20 protein-coding genes are annotated in these 26043 nt (G+C 74.5%); 16 read left to right on the top strand and 4 right to left on the bottom strand.

Annotation, left to right across the window (positions count from 1 at the left end):
- The first annotated feature begins 204 nt into the window (after window positions 1-204).
- Window positions 205-3114: a glycoside hydrolase family 48 protein gene (locus ACIOHG_RS15315; protein ID WP_400950115.1), complete on the top strand. Its 2910-nt coding sequence runs from the start codon at window positions 205-207 to the stop codon at window positions 3112-3114.
- Window positions 3115-3295: 181 nt separating this feature from the next.
- Complete coding sequence (locus tag ACIOHG_RS15310; protein ID WP_400950112.1) at window positions 3296-4780, top strand: S8 family peptidase; 1485 nt, start codon at window positions 3296-3298, stop codon at window positions 4778-4780.
- A gap of 36 nt (window positions 4781-4816) precedes the next feature.
- On the opposite strand, the gene ACIOHG_RS15305 is transcribed toward ACIOHG_RS15310, so the two are convergent.
- On the bottom strand, window positions 4817-5716 hold the full coding sequence (locus ACIOHG_RS15305) for a HipA family kinase (protein WP_400950109.1): 900 nt from the start codon (window positions 5714-5716) through the stop codon (window positions 4817-4819).
- 96 nt (window positions 5717-5812) lie between these two features.
- Between ACIOHG_RS15305 and ACIOHG_RS15300 the strand changes: the two genes are divergently transcribed.
- The gene (locus ACIOHG_RS15300; protein WP_400950106.1) at window positions 5813-7066 is read left to right on the top strand and encodes a sensor histidine kinase; all 1254 of its coding nucleotides are present in this window, start codon (window positions 5813-5815) and stop codon (window positions 7064-7066) included.
- 22 nt (window positions 7067-7088) lie between these two features.
- A complete protein-coding gene (locus tag ACIOHG_RS15295) occupies window positions 7089-7778 on the top strand; it encodes a response regulator (protein WP_400950103.1) in 690 nt (229 codons plus the stop codon).
- Window positions 7779-7815: 37 nt separating this feature from the next.
- Here the strand turns inward: ACIOHG_RS15295 and ACIOHG_RS15290 are convergent, their stop codons facing one another.
- Window positions 7816-9390 carry a serine/threonine-protein kinase gene (locus ACIOHG_RS15290; protein WP_400950100.1) on the bottom strand — a complete coding sequence of 525 codons (1575 nt, stop codon included), beginning with the start codon at window positions 9388-9390 and terminating at the stop codon, window positions 7816-7818.
- A 277-nt stretch (window positions 9391-9667) separates the two neighbouring features.
- On the opposite strand from ACIOHG_RS15290, the gene ACIOHG_RS15285 reads away from it, so the two are divergent.
- From ACIOHG_RS15285 to ACIOHG_RS15245, 9 genes are all read left to right on the top strand, one after another.
- On the top strand, window positions 9668-10108 hold the full coding sequence (locus tag ACIOHG_RS15285; RefSeq protein ID WP_400950097.1) for an SRPBCC family protein: 441 nt from the start codon (window positions 9668-9670) through the stop codon (window positions 10106-10108).
- A 165-nt stretch (window positions 10109-10273) separates the two neighbouring features.
- A complete protein-coding gene (locus ACIOHG_RS15280; protein ID WP_400950095.1) occupies window positions 10274-11437 on the top strand; it encodes a glycosyltransferase in 1164 nt (387 codons plus the stop codon).
- A 297-nt stretch (window positions 11438-11734) separates the two neighbouring features.
- A complete protein-coding gene (locus tag ACIOHG_RS15275; RefSeq protein ID WP_400950092.1) occupies window positions 11735-13249 on the top strand; it encodes a sugar transferase in 1515 nt (504 codons plus the stop codon).
- A 7-nt stretch (window positions 13250-13256) separates the two neighbouring features.
- The gene (locus tag ACIOHG_RS15270; protein WP_400950090.1) at window positions 13257-14579 is read left to right on the top strand and encodes an O-antigen ligase family protein; all 1323 of its coding nucleotides are present in this window, start codon (window positions 13257-13259) and stop codon (window positions 14577-14579) included.
- Window positions 14576-16285 carry a lipid II flippase MurJ gene (locus ACIOHG_RS15265; RefSeq protein ID WP_400950087.1) on the top strand — a complete coding sequence of 570 codons (1710 nt, stop codon included), beginning with the start codon at window positions 14576-14578 and terminating at the stop codon, window positions 16283-16285. The genes ACIOHG_RS15270 and ACIOHG_RS15265 overlap by 4 nt, the downstream gene beginning before the upstream one ends.
- Entirely contained in the window at window positions 16275-17063 is a 789-nt protein-coding gene (locus ACIOHG_RS15260) for a polysaccharide deacetylase family protein (protein WP_400950085.1), read from the top strand. Before ACIOHG_RS15265 ends, ACIOHG_RS15260 begins: the two co-directional genes overlap by 11 nt.
- Entirely contained in the window at window positions 17060-18208 is a 1149-nt protein-coding gene (locus ACIOHG_RS15255; protein ID WP_400950083.1) for a glycosyltransferase, read from the top strand. The genes ACIOHG_RS15260 and ACIOHG_RS15255 overlap by 4 nt, the downstream gene beginning before the upstream one ends.
- A 34-nt stretch (window positions 18209-18242) precedes the next feature.
- On the top strand, window positions 18243-19145 hold the full coding sequence (locus tag ACIOHG_RS15250; RefSeq protein ID WP_400950080.1) for a hypothetical protein: 903 nt from the start codon (window positions 18243-18245) through the stop codon (window positions 19143-19145).
- Window positions 19142-20323 carry a GNAT family N-acetyltransferase gene (locus ACIOHG_RS15245; RefSeq protein ID WP_400950078.1) on the top strand — a complete coding sequence of 394 codons (1182 nt, stop codon included), beginning with the start codon at window positions 19142-19144 and terminating at the stop codon, window positions 20321-20323. Before ACIOHG_RS15250 ends, ACIOHG_RS15245 begins: the two co-directional genes overlap by 4 nt.
- Here the strand turns inward: ACIOHG_RS15245 and ACIOHG_RS15240 are convergent.
- Together ACIOHG_RS15240 and ACIOHG_RS15235 are read right to left on the bottom strand one after the other, a co-directional pair.
- Window positions 20300-21508: a glycoside hydrolase family 26 protein gene (locus tag ACIOHG_RS15240; RefSeq protein ID WP_400950076.1), complete on the bottom strand. Its 1209-nt coding sequence runs from the start codon at window positions 21506-21508 to the stop codon at window positions 20300-20302. The two genes, ACIOHG_RS15245 and ACIOHG_RS15240, sit on opposite strands and share 24 nt — an antisense overlap.
- A 105-nt stretch (window positions 21509-21613) precedes the next feature.
- Window positions 21614-22501 carry a neutral zinc metallopeptidase gene (locus ACIOHG_RS15235; protein ID WP_400950073.1) on the bottom strand — a complete coding sequence of 296 codons (888 nt, stop codon included), beginning with the start codon at window positions 22499-22501 and terminating at the stop codon, window positions 21614-21616.
- Between the two features lie 198 nt (window positions 22502-22699).
- Between ACIOHG_RS15235 and ACIOHG_RS15230 the strand changes: the two genes are divergently transcribed.
- From ACIOHG_RS15230 to ACIOHG_RS15220, 3 genes are all read left to right on the top strand, one after another.
- On the top strand, window positions 22700-23611 hold the full coding sequence (locus ACIOHG_RS15230) for a hypothetical protein (protein ID WP_400950070.1): 912 nt from the start codon (window positions 22700-22702) through the stop codon (window positions 23609-23611).
- Between the two features lie 107 nt (window positions 23612-23718).
- Window positions 23719-25317, top strand: coding sequence for an ABC-F family ATP-binding cassette domain-containing protein (locus ACIOHG_RS15225; RefSeq protein WP_400950067.1), 1599 nt, complete (start codon window positions 23719-23721; stop codon window positions 25315-25317).
- Window positions 25318-25648: 331 nt separating this feature from the next.
- Window positions 25649-25882 carry a helix-turn-helix domain-containing protein gene (locus ACIOHG_RS15220; protein ID WP_400950064.1) on the top strand — a complete coding sequence of 78 codons (234 nt, stop codon included), beginning with the start codon at window positions 25649-25651 and terminating at the stop codon, window positions 25880-25882.
- Window positions 25883-26043: the final 161 nt, after the last annotated feature.

Genomic DNA, 26043 nt, shown 5'->3' with positions numbered 1-26043 from the left:
GGGCGCGCTCCCACAGGCCCGTCCCGAACCATAGCCAGGGGTAAGGCAGTTGCCAACACGTGGGGCTGCAGACTCCCTTGACAGTGCGCACGCCCCTCCCGATATTTGGGAGCGCTCCCACATGAACGGCCTTGCCAGCACCATCCCTGTGCCACCGTGCGCACGTCTTCGGACTCCCCCACCCACCCCCTCCGAGGAGCCGTCATGTCACCACCCCGCAACCGGGTCCAGGCGCTCACCGCCGCCCTCACGCTGCTCGCGGCCGGCCTGTCGACGGCGGTCGCCGTCCCGGCGTCCGCCGCCGTCGTCCAGTGCTCCGTCGACTACACGACGAACGACTGGGGCAGCGGCTTCACCGCCAACGTGGCGATCAACAACAAGGGCACCGCCGCGCTCAACGGCTGGACGCTGACCTACTCCTACGCCGGCAACCAGACGCTCTCGGGCAGCGGTTGGAACGGCACCTGGAGCCAGTCCGGCAAGAACGTCACGGTCGCCGCCCCGGCCTGGGCGACCACCATCGCGGCGGGCGGCTCGGCCACCGCGGGCGCCAACTTCTCGTACAGCGGCACCAACGCGGCGCCGACCTCGTTCGCGGTCAACGGGACCAGCTGCACGGGAGCGCACGCGGCCCCGGTCACCACCCTGACCAGCCCGGCCCCGGGCGCCAACTACCAGGCGGGCGCGGCGATTCCGCTCTCCGCCACGGCCACCGCGAGCGACGGCGCGAGCATCGGCAAGGTGGAGTTCTACGACAACACCACGCTGCTCGGGACCGCCACCACCGCCCCGTACACCTACAGCTGGACGGGCGCGGCGAGCGGCAGCCACTCGATCTACGCCAAGGCGTACGACAGCCTGGGCGCGAGCAGCGAGTCCACCCCGGCGGGCGTCACCGTCGCGGCCGGGCCGTCGATCACCGCCACGCCGCTGACCCTGTCGGTCAACCAGGGCAAGACCGGCAGCTTCGCGCTGAAGCTGTCCAGCCAGCCCACCGCGAACGTCACCGTGACCACCACCCGGAGCTCCGGCAACACCGGACTGTCCATCGGCTCCGGGGCGACGCTGACCTTCACGCCGAGCAACTGGTCGACGGCGCAGACCGTCACGCTGACCGCCGACGCCTCGTCCACCGGTGCGGCCACCTTCACCTCGACCGCCACCGGGTACACCTCCTCGGCGGTCACGGTGACCGAGCTGACCGCGGCCTCGGGCGTGTACAACGACCGGTTCCTGCAGCTGTACAACAAGATCAAGGACCCGGCGAACGGCTACTTCTCGCCCGAGGGCATCCCGTACCACTCGGTGGAGACGCTGCTGGTCGAGGCCCCCGACCAGGGGCACGAGACCACCTCGGAGGCGTACTCGTACCTGCTCTGGCTGGAGGCCCAGTACGGGCGGATCAGCCAGGACTGGTCGAAGTTCAACGCGGCGTGGACGCTCATGGAGACGTACATGATCCCGGGCCACGCCGACCAGCCCACCAACTCGTTCTACAACGCCTCGAAGCCGGCCACCTACGCGCCCGAGCGCCCGCTGCCGAGCGACTACCCGGCGCAGCTGGACACCTCGGTCACCGCGGGCAGCGACCCGATCGCCGGGGAGCTGAAGAGCGCGTACGGCACCGACGACATCTACGGCATGCACTGGCTGCAGGACGTGGACAACGTCTACGGCTACGGCAACGCGCCCGGCAAGTGCGAGGCCGGTCCGGCCGACACCGGCCCGTCGTTCATCAACACCTACCAGCGCGGCGCGCAGGAGTCGGTGTGGGAGACCGTCCCGCAGCCCACCTGCGACAGCTTCAAGTACGGCGGCAAGAACGGGTACCTGGACCTGTTCGTCAAGGACAACTCGTACGCCAAGCAGTGGAAGTACACCGACGCGCCGGACGCCGACGCGCGCGCCATCCAGGCCGCGTACTGGGCCGACACCTGGGCCAAGGCGCAGGGCAACGGCTCGCAGGTGGCGACCACGGTCGCCAAGGCCGGCAAGATGGGCGACTACCTGCGGTACTCGTTCTTCGACAAGTACTTCAAGCAGATCGGCAACTGCGTCGGTGCCAGTGCCTGCGCGGCCGGCAGCGGCAAGAGCTCCGAGCACTACCTGCTGTCCTGGTACTACGCCTGGGGCGGCGCGACCGACACCTCGGCGGGCTGGGCCTGGCGGATCGGCGACAGTGCGGCGCACGGCGGCTACCAGAACCCGATGGCCGCGTACGCGCTGGTCAACGACCCGGCGATGGCCCCGAAGTCGGCCACCGGCAAGGCGGACTGGACCACCTCGATGAGCCGTCAGGTCGAGTTCACCCAGTGGCTGCAGTCCAGCGAGGGCGCGATCGCGGGCGGCGCGACCAACAGCTGGGAGGGTGACTACGGGACCCCGCCGGCGGGCACCCCGACCTTCTACGGGATGTTCTACGACGAGGCGCCGGTCTACCACGACCCGCCGTCCAACCAGTGGTTCGGCTTCCAGGCCTGGGGCCTGGAGCGAATGGCCGAGTACTACTACTCCAGCGGTGACGCCAAGGCCAAGGCGATCCTGGACAAGTGGGTGACCTGGGCGCTCTCCCAGACCACCTTCAACGCGGACGGCAGCTACCGGATCCCGTCCACGCTGGGCTGGAGCGGCAAGCCGGACACCTGGAACGCGGCCTCCCCGGGCGCCAACACCGGCCTGCACGTGAGCGTGGTCGACTACACCAACGACGTCGGCGTGGCCGGCTCGTACGCCAAGCTGCTGTCCTACTACGCGGCCAAGTCCGGCAACACGGCGGCGAAGACCGCGGCGCAGAAGCTGCTCGACGGCATGTGGGGCAACAACCAGGACGCGCTGGGCATCTCGGTGCCGGAGACCCGGACCGACTACAAGCGGTTCAACGACTCGCTGTCGGTGCCGAGCGGCTGGACCGGCACCATGCCCGACGGCGACCCGGTCAACGGGAGTTCGACCTTCCTGTCGATCCGGTCCTGGTACAAGAACGACCCGTCCTTCGCCAAGGTCCAGACGTACCTGAACGGCGGCGCCGCGCCGACCTTCACGTACCACCGGTTCTGGGCGCAGGCCGACATCGCCACCGCGATGGCCACCTACGGCCAGCTGTTCGGCGGCTGACGGGCCGTCACCCGAACGCGAGTGCCCGGTCCGACCGACAGCGGACCGGGCACTCGCTCTTTATGAGGAGATTGTTGTCATACATCTTGATATTTACCTTATGCGCTGAATAGTCTCCCGCCCATTCGTGCGCCTCGATCACCCATGATCGCGTCCGCCACACTCGGGAGGGTCAACCCCTATGAGCGTTCCCCCGATCCGCCGCCGTTCACTCGCCGCGGCCAGCATCGCGCTCGCCACGGCGGGCGCCCTGGCCCTGCCCGTCACCAGCGCCGCGGCCGCCCCGTCGGCCGCCGCCGACGGGCCGCTGCTCAGCTACGTGGTCAACACCCGGGCCAACCACGGCCAGACCCAGAAGGCCGAGCGCGAGATCCGGGCGGCCGGCGGCAGCGTGGTGGCCTCCTACGAGCAGATAGGCGTGCTGATCGCCCGCTCGACCGACCCCGGGTTCGCCGCCCGGCTGCGGCAGTCGAAGACCGTCGACTCGGTCGGCGCCAGCCGCACCGCCGGCATCACCGCCAACGCCGACGACGCGGTCCAGGACGCCACCGTCCCGACCGCCGCCCCCGCGGACGGCGTCGAACCGCTCTGGGCCAACCAGTGGGACATGAAGCAGATCGGCGTCGACCGGGCCCACCGCAGCACGCTCGGCAGCCGCTCCGTGGTGGTCGGCGTGCTCGACTCCGGCATCGACGCCACCCACGAGGACCTGGCCGCCAACGTCGACCCGGCGCTCTCCGCCTCCTGCCTCAGCGGCCGGGCCGACACCGCCTGGCAGTCCTGGCAGCCCACCGCCAGCGACCACGGCACCCACGTGGCCGGCACCATCGCCGCCGCCAAGAACGGCAAGGGCATCGAGGGCATCGCCCCCGGCGTCCGGCTGGCCGCCGTCAAGGTGGTCGACGACGGCGGGTTCATCTACCCCGAGTACGCGATCTGCGGCTTCGTCTGGGCCGCCGAACACCACTTCCAGGTCACCAACAACAGCTACTTCGTCGACCCGTGGATGTTCAACTGCGCGAACGACCCCGACCAGGCCGCCATCACCGAGGGCGTCCGCCGGGCCGTCGACTACTCCCGGCGCGGCGGCGTGCTGAACGTGGCCGCGGCCGGCAACGAGAACATCGACCTGGCGCACAAGACCACCGACCCGAGCAGCCCCGACGACACCACCCCCGTCGACCGGCCGATCGACGCCAGCTGCCTCAACCTGCCCGCCGAACTCCCCGGCGTGGTCACCGTCTCCTCGGTCGGCGTCAAGGGCGACAAGTCCTACTACTCCAGCTACGGCCTGAACAAGGTCACGGTGGCCGCCCCCGGCGGCGACGCCCGCTACCAGCTGCCCGACACCCCCGACCGCAACGGCCGCATCCTGTCCACCGTCCGCGGCAACCGGTACGCCTACATGCAGGGCACCTCGATGGCCTCCCCGCACGTGGTCGGCGTCCTCGCACTGCTCGCCTCCACCCACCCGTGGGCCGGGCCGGACGAGCTGCGCGCCCTGCTGGTGCAGGAGGCGGACGCGCACGGCTGCCCGCCCGGCGTCTACAACCCCGGCGGCACCGGCGTGTACACCGCCACCTGCGAGGGCTCCGCCGCGCACAACGGCTTCTACGGCGCGGGCGTGGTCTCCGCCGCCAAGGCCGCCGACCCTTGGCTCAACTGACCGGCCACAAACAGCAGTTGACGAGCGGTCGGTAGCTCACTCGCCGCCGACGTGCCGGGACCAGTCCGGCTCCACCGGAGCCAGACCGGCCCGGTTCGGCACCTGCTTCAACCAGGACGGGCGCGCCGCCAGCCGGGCGGCGGCGGCCCGCTCCTCGGCGGCCCGGATCTGGTCCGGGGTGGCGAAGCCCTCCGGCAGCCAGGCCGCCGAGTCCGCGACCCGCTCCGCCAGGTGCGCCACGTAGGCGGCCCGCACCGCGTCCGGCGAGTCGAAGCCCGGCTCGTCGGCCAGCCACTCGTCCGGCACCAACCCGGCCACCTCGCGCAGCAGTTCGGGGGTGACCAGCGGTGCCAGCGCGGTGTCCGCGGCCGCCACGTCCGGGGCCGAGCCGCCCAGCGCGTGGCCGCTCAGGTCGTACCGCCGGTGCACCGCGGCCGCCGCCGAGGCCCAGCGGTGGTGGAAGACCAGGCCCGCACCGTTGTCGATCAGCCAGAGCCGGCCGTGCCAGACCATCAGGTTCGGGTTGTGCACGCTGCGGTCCACGTTGCCGGTCAGCGCGTCCAGCCAGACCACCCGGCCCGCCTCGGCGGGGGAGACCTCGATCATCCCCGGCCGGAAGTCCCGCGCCCCCGGCAGCAGGTCCATCCCGAGGTTGCGCCCGGCGCTGGCCCGCAGCAGGTCCTGGATCTCCCGGTCCGGCTCGTCCGCCGCCACCGCCGGGTCGAAGTCCACCAGCACCAGCGGCGGCACCCGCAGCCCCAGCCGCCGGGCCAGCTCGCCCACGATCACCTCGGCGACCAGCGCCTTCACGCCCTGCGCCGCACCCGTGAACTTCACCACGTAGGTGCCCAGGTCGTCGGCCTCCACCACGCCCGGCACCGAACCCCCCGCCCGCAGCGGGTCGACGTACCGGAGCGCGGTCACCTCATCGAGCATCCGCCCACCCTAACAACGCGCCGCGGTCCGCGGCGGTCCGCCGCCGTCAACCCCGGGATTGACGACGGGGTGCCGCGCGGGGCCTACGCTGCCGGGATGCGGATCGGTGGACGGTGGGTGCGGGCCCATCCCGTACTGGTGGACGGGGTGCTCGCCGCCGTGCTGGCCGCGGTCGCGGTCGCCTACTCCCTGGAGGCGTACCGGGCGAGGTACCGGCACGAATCCTGGCACGCCCTCGACAGCTGGGCGGTCTGGCTGTGCCTGGCCGTCAACCTGCCGCTGGCGGCCCGCCGGCGGCTGCCGCGGACGGTGCTCGTCCTCTCCGTCGCGGCCCTGCTGGTGTACACCCTGGCCGGGTACCAGCCCTCGGTGAACGTCTGGGCGCCGCTGCTGGCCTGCTACACCGTGGTGGTCCGGCGCCCGGCCGGGGAGGCCGCCGGGGCCGCGCTGCTGACCGGCGGGGCGTGGCTGGTCAGCGGGCTGGCGGCGAAGCTGCACGGGCCGATGGCGGTGGCCCAGTCGGCGCTCGGCATCGGCGTGGTGTGGATCTTCGGCACCGGGATGCGGAACCTCGGCGAGCGCAACGCGCGCCTCGCCGAGCTGACCGAACGGCTGCGCGCCGAACAGGAGTTGCGCGCCCGGCACGCCAGGGTCGAGGAGCGGGTGCGGATCGCCCGGGAACTGCACGACGTGGTCGCCCACCACCTGTCGGCGCTGACGGTGCAGGCCGGCCTGGCGGAGTACGTCTTCGACTCCGACCCGGCGGCGGCCCGGCGGGCGCTCGGGGAGATCGGGGCGACCGGCCGGGCGGCCCTGGAGGAGATGCGCGGACTGCTCGGGGTGCTGCGACCGGCCCCCGACGGCGAGCCCGAGGAGGAGCCGCCCTACCGCTCCGCGCCCGGCCTGCACGGGCTGGCGGACCTGGCCGCCCGGGCCGGGGGAGCGGGGGTGGCGGTCGAACTCGCCGTGACGGGCGAGGAGTTCCTCCTGCCGCCCGGCGTCGACCTGTGCGCGTACCGGATCGTCCAGGAGGCGCTCACCAACGTGATCAAGCACGCCGGACGGCCGGTCACCGCCCGCGTCGTCCTGGACCGCGGCGCGGAGCGGCTGACCGGCCGGGTGCTGGACGACGGGCCCGCCACCGACGGCGGCACGGTGCCCGGTGGCGGTACGGCGCCCGGCGGTGGCACGGCGCCCGGTGGCGGGCTCGGATTGATCGGGATGAGTGAACGCGTCAAACTCTACGGCGGGTCGGTGCACGCCGGCCCCCGGCCCGGGGGCGGATTCGAGGTGGTGTTCTCGATACCCCTCCCCGTGCCCGGCCCCCGGGGCCGGCCGGCCGGTGACTGAGCTGCGACGGGGGACGGCGCGGATGACGAGCGTGCTCATCGTGGACGACCAGGTGCTGATCCGGGCCGGGTTGGCGGCGCTGGTCCGGGCCGCGCCGGGCCTGGAGGTGGCGGGGGAGGCCGCCACCGGCGAGGAGGCGGTGGAGCTCGCCGCCCGCTGCCGCCCGGACGTGGTGCTGATGGACATCCGGCTGCCCGGGATGAGCGGCATCGCCGCGCTGGAGCGGATCCTGGCCGAGGCCGCGGAGCCCAGGCCCCGGGTGGTCATGCTCACCGTCTTCGACCTGGACCAGTACGTGTACGCGGCGCTGCGCTCCGGGGCCAGCGGCTTCCTGCTCAAGGACACCCCGCCCGAACGGCTGCTGGCCGCCGTCGGGTTGATCGCCGAGGGCGAGATGCTGTTCGCCCCGAGCGTCACCCGGCGGCTGGTGGAGGCCTTCGCGCCCCGCACGGAGCCGCCGGCCCCGGCCGACCCGGCCCGGCTGGCCGCGCTGACCGCCCGGGAGACCGACGTCCTGCACCTGGTCGGGCACGGCCTGACCAACGGGGAGATCGCCGCCCGGCTGGTGGTGAGCGTGGCGACGGTCAAGACCCACCTGAACCGGGTGATGGCCAAGCTGGGGCTGGCCAGCCGGGCGCAGGCCGTGGTGCTCGCGTACGAGAGCGGCCTGGTCCGGCCGGGGGGTGACGCCCCGTCACCGGCGGGCGCCTGAACCGGCCCGGGGCGCCCGCCGCCCGCCCGGTGGCGGTTCAGAGGTGGCGGACCTGGTAGGCCGACCGGGCCTTGTCCAGCAGGGCGGCGGCGGTCCGCGCGGCGTCCTTGCCGTCCGGCACGTCCACCCAGAGGCCGATCCGCTCCTGGCGGGAGCCCACCATGATCAGGGACTTGGACAGCCGGCGCGGCGCCCCCTTCTTGTCCTGGCTGTAGTACTCGGTGAGGACCGCCGCGTCCCGCCCCTGCTCGGTGGTGGACTCCACCGTGGCGACGCCGGCGGCCCCGCCCTCCGGCGGGGTGGCGGACTGGTGCTCGCGCTTCCACCGTTCGGCGATCGCCCGCGCGGTCTCGGTGGTCCGCTCCTTGCGGTCCACGCCGATCCAGCTGTCACCGCCGGGGGAGGTGTACAGGGTGCCGCGGTAGGGGCCGCTGCTGCTGCCCAGGTCGTCCATGGTCGCGATCCGCCAGTCGGCCGGGGCGGCGACGGTCAGCTCCATCCGGTACTCGTCGTAGCGCTTCCACCCGTCGGGCAGGTCGTCGCCGGTCAGCGCCACCACCAGGCCGGCCAGCAGGGCCAGGGCGAGGACCCCGGCCCCGGTGCCGGCCAGTCCGGTCCGGGTGCGCAGCCGCCGCCGGAGCCGGTTCCACCGGGTCCGCTCCGCCGCGGGCGGCAGCGCCCCGTCGGCCACGGTGGCGACCCGGAGCACGGCGGGCGGGGGCAGCGGGGCGGTCGCCGTGTGCAGCAGCGGGCGGGCCTCCGGCGCGGCCAGCCGCGCCTCCGGCTCCTTGCGCAGCAGCCCGGTGATCAGGTCGGTCAGCTCCCCGGCCTGCTGCGGCGGCGGGAGTTCGGCGAGCAGGATCGCCTGCAGGGTGGACGGGGTGGTCTGCCGCCGGAACGGCGAGACGCCCTCGACGGCCTGGTACAGCGTGATGCCGAGCGCCCACAGGTCGGAGGCCGGGCCGGGACGCCGGCCGAGGACCCGCTCGGGCGCGAGGTACTCGGGCGAGCCGACGAAGGCGCCGGTCTCGGTGAGCGTCTGCTCCCCCTCCACCTGGGCGATCCCGAAGTCGGTGAGCACCACCCGGCCGTGCCGGCCGAGCATCACGTTGCCCGGTTTGACGTCCCGGTGCAGCACCCCGGCCTCGTGGGCGGCGGTGAGCGCGCCGAGGACGGCCAGCCCGATCCGGGCCGCCTCCGCGGGCGCCAGGGTGCCCTCCTCCAGGGTCTCGGCGAGCGAGGCCCCGCGGACCAGCTCCATCACGATCCAGGGCCGGCCGTCCTCGCTGGCCACGTCGTGGATCGCCACCACGGACGGGTGGTCGATCCGGGCCGCGGCGCGGGCCTCGCGCTCCATCCGCAGGAAGGCGGTCCGCCGCTCGGCGTCGGTGAGGTGGTCCGGGACGCGGGGCTCCTTGAGCGCGACGTCCCGGTCCACCACCTCGTCATGGGCCCGCCACACCGTGCCCATGCCGCCCGCGCCCAGCCGCTCCAGCAGTCGGTAGCGGCCGCCGATCAGCCGGCCCGCCCCCGATCCGGGGGGTTCCGGGGCGGGCCGGCCGGTCCGTGCGAACGGGGCCGGCAGGCCGTCACTCGTCGGCTCCTCGGCCACGTTCTCCCCCTGCGGATCGGTACGGACGGCCGGCGGCGCGCGGATGCCCTCCCCCGCACCGCACCCGCGGACCGCGCCGGCCGACCTCCCGCCCCACGCTAGTGCGGACCGGAACGGCCGTAGTCCCCCCTCGGGTTGACCCTCTTCTCCAACCAGCGCAGTAGGCCGCCGCCGTCCCGCACCCGGAGGAGGGGCCGCCCCCGGGTTTGGCCCGCGGCGGGGGCGGTGGTTGGCTTGGCGCCGAACAGCGAGCGGCCGACCGAGGAGAAGTGAAGCGATGGGCAAGGTGTACGCCACCACCGAGCGGACGTACGGGGCCGGGCCGGAGCGGGTGTACGAGGCGCTGGCGGACTACGCGGTGACCCGGCCGAAGCTGCTGCCCGCGCAGTACAGCGAGTACGAGGTGCGGGCCGGCGGGACCGGCGCGGGCACCCAGGTGCACTGGAAGCTGCAGGCGACCGAGAAGCGGGTCCGGGACTGCCTGTTCACCGTCTCGGCGCCGAGCCCGGAGCAGCTGGTGGAGACCGACGCCAACTCCTCGATGGTGATCACCTGGACGGTCTCGGCCGCGGCCGGCGGCGGTAGCCGGGTCACGGTCGAGGCGTCCTGGACGGGGGCCACCGGCATCGGCGGGTTCTTCGAGCGGACCTTCGCGCCGAAGGGCCTGAACCGCATCCACGACCAGGTGCTGGCCAACCTGGCGGCCGAACTCGGCTGACCCGGCCGACCGCGGACCGGCACCGGGTCGGACAGCCGCACCCGCAGCGGCAGAACATTCGGACACCCGTACGGCGCGTCAGCCGTACGGGTGTTCTGCTTCCCCGGGACGGGTGAAGCGGGCCCGGTGGGCCCCCGTCGTCAACCTAGGCTCCGGCCCGTGCAGATGACGATCCTTCATGTGTCCCAGCCGGTCGACGGCGGAGTGGCCCGGGTGGTGGTGGACCTGGTCCGCGGTCAGCGCGCGGCCGGCTGCCGGGTCCTGGTGGCCTGCCCGCCCGGCGGCCGGCTCGCCCGCGAGGCCGCCGCGGCCGGGGCCCGGGTGCTGGACTGGCCCGCCGAGCGCTCACCCGGCCCGAGCACCGCGGGGGAGGCCTGGCGGCTGCGCCGGATCGTCCGCCGGGCCGAGCCGGACGTGCTGCACCTGCACAGCGCGAAGGCCGGGCTGGCCGGGCGGCTGGCGGTCCGCGGCGCCGTGCCGACGGTGTTCCAGCCGCACGCCTGGTCGTTCGCCGCGGTGGAGGGCGCGCTGGCCCGGGCCAGCCTGCGCTGGGAGCGGCACGCCACCCGCTGGGCCCGCACGGTGCTGTGCGTCAGCGAGCGGGAGCGGGCCGACGGCGAGGCGGCCGGGCTGGTCGCGGACTGGCGGGTGGTCCCGAACGGGGTGGACCTGGAGCACTTCGCGCCCGCCGACCCGGCCTCCCGGCGGGCGGCCCGGATGACGCTGGGCCTGGTCCAGGCCGACCCGCTGGCGGTCTGCGTGGGGCGGCTGTGCCGGCAGAAGGGCCAGGACGTGCTGCTGGACGCCTGGGCGAAGGTGCAGGGCGCGCGGCCGGAGGCCCGGCTGGTGCTGGTCGGCGGCGGGCCGGACGCGGAGGCGCTGGCCGAGCGGGTGCGCGGCCTGCCGGACCCGTCCCGGGTGCGGCTGGTGGGCGACGTGGCGGACCCGCGGCTCTGGTTGGCGGCGGCCGACCTGGCGGTGCTGCCCTCGCGCTGGGAGGGGATGGCGCTGGCACCGCTGGAGGCGATGGCCTGCGGCCGGCCGGTGCTGCTGACCGACGTGCCGGGCGCACGGGAGTGCCTGCCGGCGGCCGAGCGGGCGCGCGCGGTGGTGCCGGTGGAGAACCCGGGTTTGCTGGCCGAACGGCTGGTCGAATTCCTCGGAAATCGGATCGAATGCGAACGGCGCGGAGTTTCCGCCCGTGCGCATGTGGCAGATCATCACGATATCGGGGGAGTGGTCCGCCAAATGGCGGTCATCTATCGGACGATCGTTCGAGCCCAAGGTGTGCCAATGGGCCGTACGGGCCGTGTCCCGCAGCGGTTCTGATCGTTTGTCAGACCAGGGGGGTCCGCCGATGCGGGTGCGGCCCTGTATTGGGAAAATCTTATTATTGGGCAGGTGGGATGAAATGGCAGATCGGCCTCCCGGTGCCTCGGTTGGGTGTTCGGTAATGTCTGATTCCGCCTGCATCGTCCCCATTTTCATGACAGAAATGGTCGACCGCCTTCCATGGCAGCAGGTTCTTACCTGGACCGCGTCCACCGGGCCGGGGGTGTCGCGCCGGGTCCGCCCGGTCCGGCTGCCCGGTCACGGCGGACACACAGCAGGGGAGTTCGTGCGCTGATGACCATTGACCACGAGAGCGTGCCTCGTCCGGGCAGAACCATGACGGACCCGGACCGCAGCAGTCGCGCGGGTGTGCTCGATCGGCCGAAGACCAGGCCGAGGTCGAGAGCGGCCACCCCCCGGACGTCCCCCGGCGTCGGCCGGAACCGGGCCCGGCTCCGCTCCCGGATCGCCCTGCCACTGGCCCTGGCCGGCACCGACGCCCTGGCGGCCGGCCTGGCCGCGGCCGCCACCACACCGGCCGGGACCCGGCCGGTCGCCACCGCAGCACTGCTCCTGCCCGCCCTCCTCCCGCTCAACCTGGCCGGCGGCCTCTACCGCAGCCGGCTCAGCCTGTCCGCCCTCGACGAGTTCCCCGCGCTGGCGGCCCGCGCCGCCGTCGCCACCGCCTTCGCCATCACCGCCGACGCCTGCCTGGCCGGCCGCTGGTCCGGCCTCGGGCCGATCAGCCCGCTGCGGCTGATCGGCCTGCTGCTGCTGATGCTCCCGCTGGCCGCCCTCGGCCGGGCCTTCGTCCACCACCTGACCCGCCGCGCCCGCCGCCGCCGGCCCAGCCCCGTGCTGATCCTCGGCGCCGGCGACCTCGGCCAGCGGATCGCCGGCGTCCTCGCCGAACGCCCCGAGTACGGCCTGCGCCCGGTCGGCTACCTCGACGCCGACCCGGTCCTGCTGCCGCCCGGCAGCCCGCTGCCGGTGCTCGGCGGCCACGAGGCGCTCGGCCGGGTGCTCCGCCGCTACCGCATCCACCACGTGCTGGCCACCGCCGGCGCCGCCGACGAGGCCGACACCCGGGCCGCGCTCCGGCAGGCCGCCCGGTTCGGCTGCCAGGTCTGGCTGGTGCCCGGCCTGCGCGAGTTCGACTCCGTGCAGGGCGCCGGCGACCACCTGTGGGGCTTCCCCTGCCTCCGCCTGGGCGCCCCGGCGATGCGGCGCGGCGGCTGGATCGTCAAGCGCTCCTTCGACGTCGCCGCGGCCGGCCTCGGCCTGCTGCTGATCTCCCCGGTGCTGGCCGTCTGCGCCCTCGCGGTGCGCTGGGAGACCGGCCCCGGCGTGCTGTTCCGCCAGCAGCGCACCGGCCTCGACGGCCGGGTGTTCACCGTGCTCAAGTTCCGCACCCTGCGCCCTTCCGACGAGCACGAGTCGGCCACCCGCTGGAACATCTCGCACGACCGGCGGATGGGCGCGGTCGGCAAGTTCCTCCGGAAGACCTCGCTGGACGAGCTCCCGCAGCTGTGGAACGTGCTGCGCGGCGACATGAGCCTGGTCGGCCCGCGCCCCGAACGCCCGTACTTCGTCATGCGGTTCGGCCAGGCCTACCCCGAGTACGCCGACCGGCACCGGGTCCCGGTCGGGCTCACCGGGCTCGCCCAGGTCAACGGCCTGCGCGGGGACACCTCGATCGAGGACCGGGCCCGCTTCGACAACCGCTACATCGAGGGCTGGGGCCTGTGGGAGGACACCAAGATCCTGCTGCGCACCGCCGCCCTGGTGGTCCGCCCGGACGGGAGCTGAACGACCGATGTCCCTGACCCTCCGACTGCCGCACCCCGCACTGCGGACGACCCGCGCGGTGGCACCCCGGCCGAGCTGGCTCGCCGCCGCCGTGGTCCTGCTGGTGTGCGTGCCGACGGGGGAGAAGGACGTCACCGCGTCCGTCCACGTCACCCCCGCCGACCTGGCCTCGCTGGCCCTGGTCGGCCTGATCGCGGTCGACCTGCTGCGCGGCCGGCTCCCCCGCCTGGACCGGGCCGCCTGCGCCCTGTTCGGCGGAGTGGTGCTGGCCGCCGCCGTCGCCACCCTGCACTCCGTCGACCCGGCGGCCAGTGCCACCGGCTTCGTCCGGCTCACCCAGATCTTCGTGCTGGTCCCCGCCGCCGTGCTGCTCGCCGTCCGGGACGCCCGCGACCAGCGTTTGGTGCTCGGCTCCTTCGTGCTGGCCGCGCTGATCGAGGGCGCGGTCGGTGCGCACCAGTACCTCACCCGGACCGGCGCCTCCTATGCCGGCCAACCCGTCCGCGCCGTCGGCACCTTCGGCGCGCTGGACGTCATGGCGATGTCCACCGTGGTCTCCTACGGCCTGCTCGCCGCCCTCGCCCTCGCCCTGGCCGAGCGCCGCCCCGGCGGCAACCCGGCGCTGCGCCGGGCGATGTGGGCGTCCGCCGCCTTCCTGGCCTTCCCGCTCGCGGTCTCCTTCAGCCGCGGCAGCTGGATCGCCACCGCCGTCGCCGCGACCGTGCTGCTGCTGCGCGCCGACGCCCGGCTCGCCGTCAAGGGCGTGCTGGTCGGCGCGGCCGCCGCCGTGGTGCTGGTCGGCGGCCTCGGCCTCGGCGCCTCCGGCGTCACCGCACGGCTCGGCTCGATCGGCTCGGTGTCCGCCGCCCCCGACCAGTCCGTCTCCGACCGCTACGACCTGTGGGCCACGGCCGGCCGGATCTGGCAGGACCACCCCGCCACCGGCGCCGGCCCCAAGGCGTTCCAGCAGCTCCGGGACGGCCACGCCCCGCTGCGGCTGTCCTCCGGCAGCGACGCCGCCGACTCCACCATCGGCTTCCAGCGCGAACCGCTGCTCTCCCCGCACAACATGTACTTCCTGGTCCTCAGCGAGCAGGGCCTGCTCGGCGTGCTCGCCTACCTGGCGCTCTTCCTCGCCCTGTTGCTCGGCTGCCTGCGCCGCGCCGCCGGCCCCGGCCTGGCCGCGCTCGCCCTGCTCTGCTGGGTGCTCTGGGACTTCCTCTACGCCGACATCGGCGGCACCACCACCGTGCTGACCTCCGTGGTGCTCGGCCTGGCCGCCCGCACCGCACTTCCGGGTCCCGACTCCGTTGGAACGAAGGGCGCATGACGACCGAACAGCCGGTGGCCGAACTCGCCCCGACCGTCCCCGCCCCGCGCGCGGCCGGCCCGGAGGCGACCCGGCGCGGTTTCCTGGCCAAGGCCTTCGGCGTGACCGCGCTGCTCAGCGCGGCCGGCTCCGGCCTCGGCCTGCTCCGGGACCTGCTGCTGGCCCGCTACTTCGGCGCCAACCAGGGCACCGACGCCTTCCTGGTCGCCTGGACGGTGCCGGAGACCGCCGCGCCGCTGCTGATCGAGGACGCGATGGCGTTCCTGATGGTTCCGGCCTTCAGCCTGGCCCTGGTGCTGCGCGAGGAGCGCCCCCAAGGGCCGGACCCGGTGCGGCAGTTGACCCGGGCCACACTGCCCTGGCTGCTGCTCGCGCTGTGCGCGCTGTCCGGCGCGGTCGCGCTCGGCGCCCCCGAACTGGTCGAGCTGCTCGCCCCCGGCCTGGCCGACCCGCAGCTCGCCGTCACCTGCACCCGGATCACCGCCTGCACCGTGCTGCCGTTCGGCGTGGCCGGCTACCTGGCGTCCGCGCTGCGCGCCCTGCACTCCTTCACCGCGCCCGCCGTCATCTACGTGATGTACAACCTCGGCATCCTGGCCCTGCTGCTGAGCGGCCACCGGCTGCTCGGGGTGCGCTCCGCCGCGATCGGCGTGGCGGTGGGCAGCGTGCTGATGGCCGGGGTGCTGGTGCTGCCGTTCGCCCGCCGGCTGCGCGACGGCCGCCGGCGCGGCCTGGGCCGGGGTGCGGCCCGCGGCCTGGTGCTGATCCCGGCGGCGCTGCTGCCGGTGGCCGCGTTCACGCTGACCCGGCAGGCCCAGGTGTTCATCGAGCGCTACCTCGGCTCCGGCCTGCCGCCCGGCACCATCTCGCACCTCAACTACGCGGCGAAGGTCAGCCAGTTGGCGATGACCTCGGCGATCCTGATCGTCACCGTGACCTTCCCGGTGGTGGCCCGGGCGCTGGCCGCCGGGGACCTCGCCGCCGCCCGCGACCGGGTCGAGAAGGACCTCGGCCAGGCCGCCGCGCTGGTGCTGCTCGGCACCGCCTTCCTGATGGCCTGCGCGCCCGCCGTGGTCGCGCTGCTGTTCCAGCGCGGCGCGTTCGGCGCCGCCGACACCGCCGCCACCGCCGCGGTGATCCGGGTCTACTCCTTCGGGCTGCCCGCGCAGGCGATGATCGGCGTGATGGTCCGGCCGTACTTCTGCGTCCGCCCGGTGGTCCGCCGCGCCGACGCCCCGCGCGCCGAGGGCGACCGGACGACCTGGCTGGACTGGTACCCGGTCGGCGCGATGGCCCTCGGCCTGGCCGTCACCTGCACCGTCGGCGTCACCGCCACCCCGCGCTTCGGGGCGCTCGGCCTGGCCGCCGGCAACGCCGCCGGGATCACCACCACCGCCGTGCTGCTGATGCGCGGCCTGGTGCTGCGCGGCATCGCCCTGCGGCTGCGCCCGGTGCTCGGCGGCCAGGCCCGGCTGCTGGCCGCCGCCGTCGCCGCCGCGCTGCTCGGCGCGCTGACCGCCCGGGCCGCCGCCGCCCCGCTGCCCGCCGCCCTGCTCGGCGGCGCCACCGTCCTGCTGGTCTTCGCCGCCCTCGGCACGCTGTTCGGCGCCGCCGAGGTGCGCGGCCCGGTGCTGGCGCTGGCCGCCTGGGCCCGGGGACCGCACGCACCGTCACCCGCCGCCGAAGGGAAGCCGCATGGACGCTGACCCCCGCCTGCCGGCCCAGGCCCTCGCCCCCAGGCTCGCGCCCTGGATCCTGATGTACCACTCGGTCGCCGAGGAGGACGACGACCCCTACCTGCTGACCGTCGGCCCCGAGCGCTTCGCCGAGCAGATGGACTGGCTGCACCGCACCGGCCGGCGCGGCGTCAGCGTCCGCGAACTGCTGGCCGCCCGGTCCCGCGGCCGGGAGTCCCGGCTGGTCGGCCTGACCTTCGACGACGGCTACGCCGACTTCGCCCGGCACGCCGTCCCGGTGCTCCGCGAGCACGGCTTCACCGCCACCGCGTACGTGGTGCCCGACCTGCTCGGCGCGGACAACCACTGGGACGTCGAGGGCCCGCGCAAGAAGCTGCTGACCGACCAGCAGGTCGTCGAACTCGCGGGCGCCGGCTGGGAGATCGGCTCGCACGGCCTCGGCCACCGGGCCCTGCCCGGCCTGCCCGCCGCCGCGCTGGAGCGCCAGACCCGGGACAGCCGGCACGCCCTGGAGGAGCTGGTGGGCGGCCCGGTGACCGGCTTCTGCTACCCGTACGGCGCCGTCGACCTGCCCGCCACCCGGGCGGTCCGGGAGGCCGGCTACGACTACGCCTGCGCCATCGACCACTCCTCGCTGACCGGCCGCTGGGCGCTGCCCCGCTGCTACGTCGGCGACCGCGACGGCGCCTGGCGGCTGCGCGCCAAGCACGGCCGGCACCGCTGGCGGGACGCGGTGACCGGGCTGCGCTGGGCCCCGCCGCGGAGCGCCGCGGGGGAGCGGCGATGAAGGTCCTGCACGTGGTCACCGGCCTGCACGCGGGCGGCGCCGAACGCCAACTCGCCCTGCTGCTGCGGAACCTGCCGAAGGATCAGCGGCACGAGGTGGCCGCCCTGACCAACCCCGGCACGGTCGCCCGCGAACTGCGCGCCGACGGCTTCACCGTCCACCACCTCGACATGCGCGGCAACCGCGACCTCGGCGTGCTGCCCCGGCTGGTCCGGCTGATCCGGTCCGGCCGCTACGACGTCGTGCACACCCACCTGTACCGGGCGATGCTGTACGGCCGGCTCGCCGCCCGGCTGGCCGGGGTGCGCACCGTGCTCGCCACCGAGCACTCGCTGCAGGCCGGGGTGATCGAGGGCCGGCCGGTCTCGCGCGGCGTCCGGGCGCTGTACCTGGGCGCGGAACGGCTCGGCAGCACCACCCTCGCGGTCTCCGGCCAGGTCGCCGCGGTGCTCGACGACTGGGGCGTGCCGGCCGACCGGGTCCGGGTGCTGCCGAACGGCGTGGACGCCGCCCGGTACCGCTTCGGCGCGGCCGGGCGGGCCGCCCACCGCTCCGGGCTGCGCGGCCGGCTCGGCCTGCCCACCCACGCCTTCGTGGTCGGCGCGGTCGGCCGGCTGGTGCCCGGCAAGCGCTTCCAGGTGCCGCTGGAGGCGCTGGTCCGGCTGCCCGACGCCCGGCTGCTGCTGGTCGGCGAGGGCCCCGAACGGGACGCCCTCACCGCGCTCGCCGAACGCCTGGGCGTCCGCGACCGGCTGGTGCTCACCGGCGAGCGCGACGACGTGCCCGAACTGCTCACCGCGATGGACGTGCTGGTCTCGCCCTCCCGCGAGGAGACCTTCGGCCTGGCCGTGCTGGAGGGCCTGGCCGCGGGGCTGCCGGTGCTGCACTCCGCCTGCCCGGCGCTCGCCGAGCTGCCCCCGGACGCGGCCCCCGACGCCCGCCTGCTGCCGTCCGAACCCGAGCCCTACGCCCGCGAGTTGGCGCTGCTGGCGGTGGCCCGCACCGGGCCGGTGCCGGTCCCGCCGGCCGTCGCGCACTACGACATCGCCCGGATCGCGGCCGAACTGGCCGCGCTCTACCGGGAGCCCGCCGGTGGCCTGCCCGGGCCCCGGCACGCCGCGCGCCGCCGCGCCGGCGCGCACTGACACCTTCACCCCCCTACCGTTCCTGGAGACACCGATGCCCGAACCCCGCCGCAGTGCCCGCGCGCTGGCCCGCCGCTGGTGGCCGCTGGCGGTCGCCGTACCGCTCGGCGCGGCGGCCGGCGCCGGCTACGCCGCCGTCTCGCACCCCTCGTACGCGGCCAGCTCCTACGTGGTGGTGGTCCCGAACATCCCGGGCGAGAACTCCACCGCCGTCAACTTCGCCCAGGCGTACGGCCGGCTCGCCGGGCAGCCGCAGGTGCTGATCGGCGCCGCCGCCGCGAGCGGCCACTCGGTGACCACGCTGGCCGGGCTGGTCCGCGGCACCACCTCCCCGGACGCCCCGATGATCGAGATCACCGGCACCGGCGCCCGCGCCCAGGAGGCGGTCCGCAACGCCGACGCGGTGGCCCGCTCGCTGATCGCGTTCGGCAACACCAGCAGCAAGGAGACCGGCGTCAAGCTGGTCCCGCTCGCCGCGGCCGCCGAACCGGACGCCCCCGCCTCGCCGTCCGCCGCCCTGGACACCGCGGTCGGCGCGGCGGCCGGCGTGCTGGTCGGCGCCCTGGTGATGCTCACCCGCCGCAAGGAGCAGCCCGCCGGGGCCGCCCCGGCCGAGACCCCCGCGCCGACCCCGACCGTCCCCGCCGCCGCGACCCCGGCCGCCGTCCCCGCCGTCCCCGCCGCCACCGTGCCCGCCGCCGCCCCCGCCCCCGCCCCCGCGCCCGCGCCCGCCGCGGCGACCGCCACCGCCACCGTCCCCGCCGCGGCGACCGCCACCGTCCCCGCCGCCGCGACCGCGCCGACCGGCACCGCCACCCCGAAGGCCGCCACCCCGCCCCCGAAGGCCGCCACCCCCGCCCCGAAGACGGCCACCCCCGCCAAGCCCACCCCCGCCAAGTCCGCTCCCGCGAAGGCCGGTTCGGGGGGTGCCAGGTGAGACTCCGTCAGCGGCTCGGCACCGGCCCCCGGGTGCCCGAGCAGCCCGCCCGCTCGGTCGCCGACCGCGAGCACTGGACGGCCGAGGTGCTGCGCGCCGACGACGCCCTGGAGCGGGTCACCGCCGAGTGGGACGACCTGCACCGGCGCTGCGCCACCGCCACCGCCTTCCAGGCCGCGCCCTGGCTGGCCTCCTGGTGGCGGCAGTACGGCCGGCCCGGCGCCCTGGTCCTGGTGCTGGTCCGCCGGGACGGCCGGCTGGTCGCCGCCGCCGCGCTGCGCCGCCGCGGCCCGTTCGGCGGCCTGACCAACCTCGGCGCCGGCCTGGTCGACTTCACCGACGTGCTGCTCGACGACGGCTGCGCCGACCGGGCCGCCGCCGAACTCGCCGCCGCGCTCCCGCTGCGCCGCCCCTGGCACAGCCTGGAGCTGCGCGAGGTGCACCCGGAGGCCGCCGTGCAGCGGGTCTGGGCGCACTGGCGGGGCCGCCGGCACCGGTTCGCCGACTCGCTCTGCCAGTACCTGCCGGCCCTGCCGATGGACGAGCTGCTGAAGCGGCTGCCCGGCAAGACCGCCCAGCGCAGCCGGGTCAAGCTCCGCCGGATCGCCGAGTCCGGGGTGGTGGTGCACTCCGCCACCGTCGACGAAGTCCCGTACACGGTGCAGGAGTTGCTGCGGCTGCACTTCCTGCAGTGGCAGGACCGCGGGGTCACCCCGGAGCACCGCACCGAGCGCTTCGCCCGGCACCTGACCGACTCCACGACCGCGCTGGTGGCCACCCGCCGGGCCGCGATACACCGCTTCGAGCTGGACGGCGAGGTGGTCGCGGTGAACCTGGTGATCCTCTGCGCCCCGTTCGGCGGCCTCTACCTGTACGGGGCGCACCCCGCGCTGCGGGAGCGGCTCGACATCGCCGGGATGCTGTTCGGCGCCGCCCTGGACGAGGTGCGCGCGGCGGGCATCCCGCAGCTCAGCCTGCTGCGCGGCCAGGAGCCCTACAAGCAGCGCTGGCGGCCGGACCGGCTGGCCAACCAGCGGCTGGTGCTCGGCCCGGGCCGCCTGGCCCCGTGGGCGGCCGCCCGGGCCCTGCGGGTCCGGGCCCGCGCCGCCGCCGTGCACCTGCTGCGCACCCGGATGCCGGGGCTCAAGGAGGCGCTAGCGCGCCGCCGCCTCCGCTGAGGGCGAGGGCGAGGGCGAGGCGGACGGCGAGGCGGACGGCGAGGCCGAAGGGGAGGGCGCGGGGGAAGCCGGCGCGGGCGACTCCGGTGCGGCCTGCGGCACCGCCTCCGGCGCGGTCTGCGGGGAGGCCTTCAGCGGCCCGACCGCGCCGGAGGAGCCCGACATCAGCTGCTTGTACACCGCCGCCGACCTCGGATTGTCCCGGCACTGCCAGAAGCCGTGCGGGCAGTAGTCGGTGAGCGTCTGGTAGGCGGTGTCGTGGGTCCGCATCCACTCCACCATCCGGCGGACGAACTCCGGGTTGTCGCCGTTGCGGAACAGCCCCCACTCCGGGTACGACACCGGCTTGCCGCGCTTGGCGGCGAACTCGACCTGGTCCTGCAGCCCGTACGGCTCGGAGACGTACTCGTCGAAGGTGGCGCCGGCCGGCTGGTCGTAGCTGTCCATGCCGATGATGTCGACCACGTCGTCGCCGGGGTAGCAGCGCGTCCACGGGATCGCGTCCAGCCCGCGGGTGGGGGTGAAGTCGAACGAGAAGTGCTGGCCCGGCACCGAGCGCAGCACGCCGACGATCCGCCGCCAGTACGCCTTCCAGGCGGCCGGGTCGGGCTTGCAGCGCGAGGTGTAGGTGACGCCGTTCATCTCCCAGCCCAGGGTGAGCACGGTGTCGGCGCCGCCCATCGCCACCAGCTTCCGGCCCAGTCGCAGGAAGTGCTGGTCGAACTCGCCCTGGTTGCCGCGGGCCAGCAGCCGGGCGACCTCGTCGTCCGGCACGTTGCCCTCGTTGGGGACCAGCATCGGCACGCCCAGCACCAGCCGCCGGGTCTGGTCGGACTGCCGCCACTGCGACCACAGCCCGAGCACCGCGGTCTCGCCCTCGACGTCCTGCCAGCTGTTGCCCGCCAGGTAGGTGTGCCCGACCTGCATGTTGGCGTTGTTCAGCCAGGACGCCATCCGGGCCACGTTCGGGATGTAGGTGTCCCAGGAGCCGACGAACGCCCCGAACGGGACTTCGTGCACGGCCCGCTGCACCACCGGGCGGGGCGCCGCGCCGCGGGGCTGGATCGCCTCCGAGAGCAGGGCCGCGTGCCGCTCGGTCTGGCTGAGCGGCGTGCCCGAGGGCACGCTCGCGGTCGTCACCAGCAGCAGAGCGGCGGCGGCCAGGGTCAGACGGCCGAGGCGCATGGGCTCTCCGAACAGGTCCAGGGACAACACCGGCCCTTGGAGCGTAGCCTGACAGACCGTCAGAAATGCCCCATGTCACCCCAACGGGTCAGTCCCCCCGACGGCTCAGCCGAAGGTGTTGCACTTCGTCATGTCGCCGGTCCGGTACCCGGTGGTGAACCACTGGGTGCGCTGCGCCGAGGAGCCGTGCGTCCAGGTCTCCGGGTTGCTGCGGCCGGTGGCCCGCTGCTGGATGCGGTCGTCGCCGACCGACTCGGCGGCGTCCAGGGCGAGCGCGATGTCCTGGTCGGTCAGGCTGGTGATCAGCGGCCGGCCGGTGGAGGGCTGCGGGGTGGTGGTGGCGTGGTGGGTCCACACCCCGGCGTAGCAGTCGGCCTGCAGCTCCAGCTTGACCGAGGCGCTGTCCGCGCCCTGCCGGTCGTTGCCGACCTTGCCCATGGTGCCGAGCAGGTTCTGCACGTGGTGCCCGTACTCGTGGGCCACCACGTACGCCTCGGCGAACGGGCCGCCCTTGGCGCCGAGCTGCCGGGTCATGTCGTTGAAGAAGCCCAGGTCGAAGTAGGCCTTGCGGTCGCCGGGGCAGTAGAACGGGCCGACCGCGGAGGTGGCGGTGCCGCAGGCGGTGGCGACCCGGTCGGTGAACAGCACGGTGGCGGCGGGGGAGTACTGCCGGCCGCGGGCCTTGAAGTCGCCCTCCCAGTAGGTCTGCACGCTGTTGACCACGGCGAGGATGCGGCAGTCCTGCCGCTGGTTGGCGTCCTTGCCGGTCTTGCAGGCCGAGGCGAGCTGGGCCGAGCTGGTGGCCTGGCCGACCGGCGGCGCGGCGCCGGTGTCGGCGGCCCCGAACAGGCCCGGGTCGACCCCGAACAGCAGGGCGGCGATCAGGCCGAGGACGCCGATCACGCCGCCGCCGATGGTCAGGCCGCCGCCCGGGATGCCCCGGCGGTCCTGCACCTGGGAGGTGTCCAGCTCGGCGTCGTCGTCAAACTGCATTCCGTCTCACCTCTGTAACAGTCGGTCGGCCGTCCGCGCTCGTACCCTAGCGTCCGGAAGCCATGCCGGGGGTCCGCTTCGGCGCAGGTCGCAACGGGTGGCGTGAGAGCGGGGTAAAGGCCGTGACCAGCGACACAATCCGCGCCGCCGGGCGGTAATCGACCCGCCCCGGACAGGCCCGGAGGGTACGCTCCGGCCGTGTCCTTCAACCCGCTGCGAAGTCTCTCGCCCCGATCGGTCCTGCCCGCCGCCGCCGTCCTGCTGGTCCTCGCGGCCGGTGCCGCCGCGCACGCCAACCGGCCCGAGCCGTTCGGCGACCAGGTGCTGCCCGGGGCCTCCGACGTCAGCCCGGTGGGCGCGCAGTCGGCCTCCTCGGGCGGGCTGGAGCTGCGGGTCGGCCCCGGCATGGAGGCGTACTCCGCCGCCACCGGCGAGCTGCTGTGGTCCTACCGCCGGGAGGGCGCGACCGCGCTGCACCTGACCCCGGTCGGCGACGACGCGGTGGTGGTCTGGGACGACGGCATGGTCACCGCGGTCAACACCGCCGACCGCTCGGTGCGCTGGCACCGCGGCGTCCCCGGCCTGACCGACTGGCTGAACGCGGCCGGCGAGCCCGGCGCGGACGCCCGCACCGAGGAGCAGCGCCGCGCGGTGATGGCGCAGCGCGCCGCGAAGGCCCTGCACCCGTCCGCGGACCGGGTGAACGACGCCTTCGTGACGGTGGTCATCCCGGGCCTGCTGATGGGCTTCCGCGAGCGCGACGGCGACCTGCGCTTCAACTCCCGCCCCCCGGCGGGCTGCGTCTTCGACCCGGAGCGCGCCGCGCAGACCGACGACGCCTCGCTGGTGCCCCGGGTCTGCACGCCGACGCCCGGCGCCACCCGCCAACTGCCGGGCGGCGTCATGGTGTTCTCGCTGACCGACCGCGGCAACTTCCTCAACACCGGCCCCGACGTGGTGATGCGCCCGCTGGACGGGCACCGGGTCCGGATCGAGGACGGCCCGGTGATCGGCGGCTGGGTCTACGACACCGCGCTCGGCGCCCGGGAGACCGCCTGCGGCGCGTCCGCCGTCCCGTTCGCCGTGACCTCCGCGACCTGCGAGAAGTGACGGTCGGCGGCGGGGCCGGGCGGTCCAGGAAACCGGTTCGCGCCCTCCCGTAGACTTGGGGGGTCATGGCTGAGTGCCATCCCCACGTCAAGGAGTGACCCCACGCCATGATTTCCGCGAACGCCCTGGAGCTCCGTGCCGGTGCCCGCGTCCTGATCGAGTCCGCCAGCTTCCGGATCGCCCCCGGTGACCGGATCGGCCTGGTCGGCCGCAACGGCGCGGGCAAGACCACGCTGACGAAGGTGCTGGCCGGCGAGGGCCTCCCGGCGGGCGGCACGGTCACCTCCTCCGGCCAGGTCGGCTACCTCCCGCAGGACCCGCGCACCGGCGACCTCGACGTGCTCGCCCGGGACCGCATCCTCTCCGCCCGCGGCCTCGACACCGTGCTGAAGAAGATGCGCGAGAACGAGGAGCGGATGGCCAACGGCAAGGGCGCCACCCGCGACAACGCGATGAAGAAGTACGCCCGGCTGGAGACCGAGTTCCTCACCAAGGGCGGCTACGCCGCCGAGGCCGAGGCCGCCACCATCGCCGCCGCGCTCGGCCTGCCGGACCGCATCCTGGGCCAGGAGCTGCACACCCTCTCCGGCGGCCAGCGCCGCCGGGTCGAGCTGGCCCGGATCCTGTTCTCGGACGCCGACATCCTGCTGCTCGACGAGCCCACCAACCACCTCGACGCGGACTCGATCGCCTGGCTGCGGGACTTCCTGAAGACCTACAAGGGCGGCTTCATCGTCATCTCGCACGACGTCGACCTGGTCGAGACGGTCGTCAACAAGGTCTTCTACCTGGACGCCAACCGCGCCGCGATCGACATCTACAACATGGGCTGGAAGCAGTACCAGCAGCAGCGCGAGGACGACGAGAAGCGCCGCAAGCGCGAGCGCGCCAACGCCGAGAAGAAGGCCGCGACGCTGAACTCGCAGGCCGACAAGATGCGCGCCAAGGCCACCAAGACGGTCGCCGCGCAGAACATGGCCCGCCGCGCCGAGAAGCTGCTCTCCGGCCTGGAGCAGGTCCGGGTCTCCGACAAGGTCGCCAAGCTGCGCTTCCCCGACCCGGCCCCGTGCGGCAAGACCCCGCTGACGGCCGAGGGCCTGTCGAAGTCCTACGGCTCGCTGGAGATCTTCACCGACGTCGGCCTGGCGATCGACCGCGGCTCCCGGGTCGTCATCCTCGGCCTGAACGGCGCGGGCAAGACCACCCTGCTGCGGATGCTCGCGGGCGTGGAGAAGCCGGACACCGGCGAGGTGATCCCGGGCCACGGCCTGAAGATCGGCTACTACGCGCAGGAGCACGAGACGCTCGACCCCGAGCGCAGCGTGCTGGAGAACATGCGCTCCGCCGCGCCGGACACCGACCTGGTGCAGATCCGCAAGATCCTCGGCTCCTTCCTGTTCTCCGGCGACGACGTGGACAAGCCGGCCGGCGTGCTCTCCGGCGGCGAGAAGACCCGGCTCGCGCTGGCCTCGCTGGTGGTCTCCAGTGCCAACGTGCTGCTGCTCGACGAGCCCACCAACAACCTCGACCCGGCCAGCCGCGAGGAGATCCTCGGCGCGCTGCGCACCTTCACCGGCGCGGTCGTCCTGGTCACCCACGACGAGGGCGCGGTGGAGGCGCTCCAGCCGGAGCGGATCATCCTGCTGCCGGACGGCGTCGAGGACCTGTGGAGCCCCGCCTACCACGACCTGGTGTCGCTCGCCTGAACCGGCGGGACCGCAGAGTGGACGGCGACTACTGCACCGGTACGAGAAGAACCGGTGCGGCGCCGATTCCGGGAACACCGGGACGGGCCGCTCCGTTTTCCGAGTCGAGGGGTGCGGTTTGCCCGCTGACGGTCCGCGCTGATCAGCGGATTCGCTCGCCGGAGCGAGCGGCCCGGGGGGCGCGTGCACCCTCCGTGAGCGCCCTGGTGCGCAGCGAACACCACCACGTGTGCCCGGTTTCCCGCGACCGACCTTGTCGAATGGGTGGCCAGGAACCGGGCAATGGGTGATCATGGGATTCCTTACCGATCACCTCTACGAGGAGGCACGGGTGGCCGAGACTCTGAAAAAGGGCAGCCGGGTAACAGGTGCCGCGCGTGAGAAGCTCGCGGCCGATCTCAAGAAGAAGTACGACTCGGGCGAGAGCATCCGCGCCCTCGCGGAGGCCACGGGCCGGTCCTACGGCTTCGTGCACCGCATGCTCAGCGAGTCCGGGGTCAACCTCCGGGGTCGCGGCGGCGCCACCCGCGGCAAGGGCAAGGGCGCTGCCGCGAGCGAGTCCTGACGGTCCGTCAATTCCGACGGGCGGCGGTCGGCCCGCACCGGCCGCCCACGGCGGGTCGGCGCACCGTACGTCGCGCACCATGCTCCACACGGATCGGCGGCCGGGTTCTCCCGGGCCGCCGTCCGCCGTTCCCGGGCCCTGTCGCGGCGGTGCGGGCCGCC

This window comes from Kitasatospora sp. NPDC088134 (genome assembly GCF_044741705.1).
Taxonomy (GTDB): Bacteria; Actinomycetota; Actinomycetes; order Streptomycetales; family Streptomycetaceae; genus Kitasatospora.
This window is presented reverse-complemented; position numbering and strand designations above follow the sequence as displayed.

Excerpts from the sequence above, each read along its gene's own strand:
- ACIOHG_RS15260 (WP_400950085.1), top strand. The coding sequence starts at position 16,275 with ATGGACGCTGACCCCCGCCTGCCGGCCCAGGCCCTCGCCCCCAGGCTC.
- ACIOHG_RS15300 (WP_400950106.1), top strand. The coding sequence starts at position 5,813 with ATGCGGATCGGTGGACGGTGGGTGCGGGCCCATCCCGTACTGGTGGAC.
- ACIOHG_RS15275 (WP_400950092.1), top strand. The coding sequence starts at position 11,735 with ATGACCATTGACCACGAGAGCGTGCCTCGTCCGGGCAGAACCATGACG.
- ACIOHG_RS15235 (WP_400950073.1), bottom strand. The coding sequence starts at position 22,501 with ATGCAGTTTGACGACGACGCCGAGCTGGACACCTCCCAGGTGCAGGAC.
- ACIOHG_RS15295 (WP_400950103.1), top strand. The coding sequence starts at position 7,089 with ATGACGAGCGTGCTCATCGTGGACGACCAGGTGCTGATCCGGGCCGGG.
- ACIOHG_RS15270 (WP_400950090.1), top strand. The coding sequence starts at position 13,257 with ATGTCCCTGACCCTCCGACTGCCGCACCCCGCACTGCGGACGACCCGC.
- ACIOHG_RS15265 (WP_400950087.1), top strand. The coding sequence starts at position 14,576 with ATGACGACCGAACAGCCGGTGGCCGAACTCGCCCCGACCGTCCCCGCC.
- ACIOHG_RS15250 (WP_400950080.1), top strand. The coding sequence starts at position 18,243 with ATGCCCGAACCCCGCCGCAGTGCCCGCGCGCTGGCCCGCCGCTGGTGG.
- ACIOHG_RS15305 (WP_400950109.1), bottom strand. The coding sequence starts at position 5,716 with ATGCTCGATGAGGTGACCGCGCTCCGGTACGTCGACCCGCTGCGGGCG.
- ACIOHG_RS15255 (WP_400950083.1), top strand. The coding sequence starts at position 17,060 with ATGAAGGTCCTGCACGTGGTCACCGGCCTGCACGCGGGCGGCGCCGAA.
- ACIOHG_RS15310 (WP_400950112.1), top strand. The coding sequence starts at position 3,296 with ATGAGCGTTCCCCCGATCCGCCGCCGTTCACTCGCCGCGGCCAGCATC.
- ACIOHG_RS15315 (WP_400950115.1), top strand. The coding sequence starts at position 205 with ATGTCACCACCCCGCAACCGGGTCCAGGCGCTCACCGCCGCCCTCACG.
- ACIOHG_RS15225 (WP_400950067.1), top strand. The coding sequence starts at position 23,719 with ATGATTTCCGCGAACGCCCTGGAGCTCCGTGCCGGTGCCCGCGTCCTG.
- ACIOHG_RS15240 (WP_400950076.1), bottom strand. The coding sequence starts at position 21,508 with ATGCGCCTCGGCCGTCTGACCCTGGCCGCCGCCGCTCTGCTGCTGGTG.
- ACIOHG_RS15285 (WP_400950097.1), top strand. The coding sequence starts at position 9,668 with ATGGGCAAGGTGTACGCCACCACCGAGCGGACGTACGGGGCCGGGCCG.
- ACIOHG_RS15280 (WP_400950095.1), top strand. The coding sequence starts at position 10,274 with ATGACGATCCTTCATGTGTCCCAGCCGGTCGACGGCGGAGTGGCCCGG.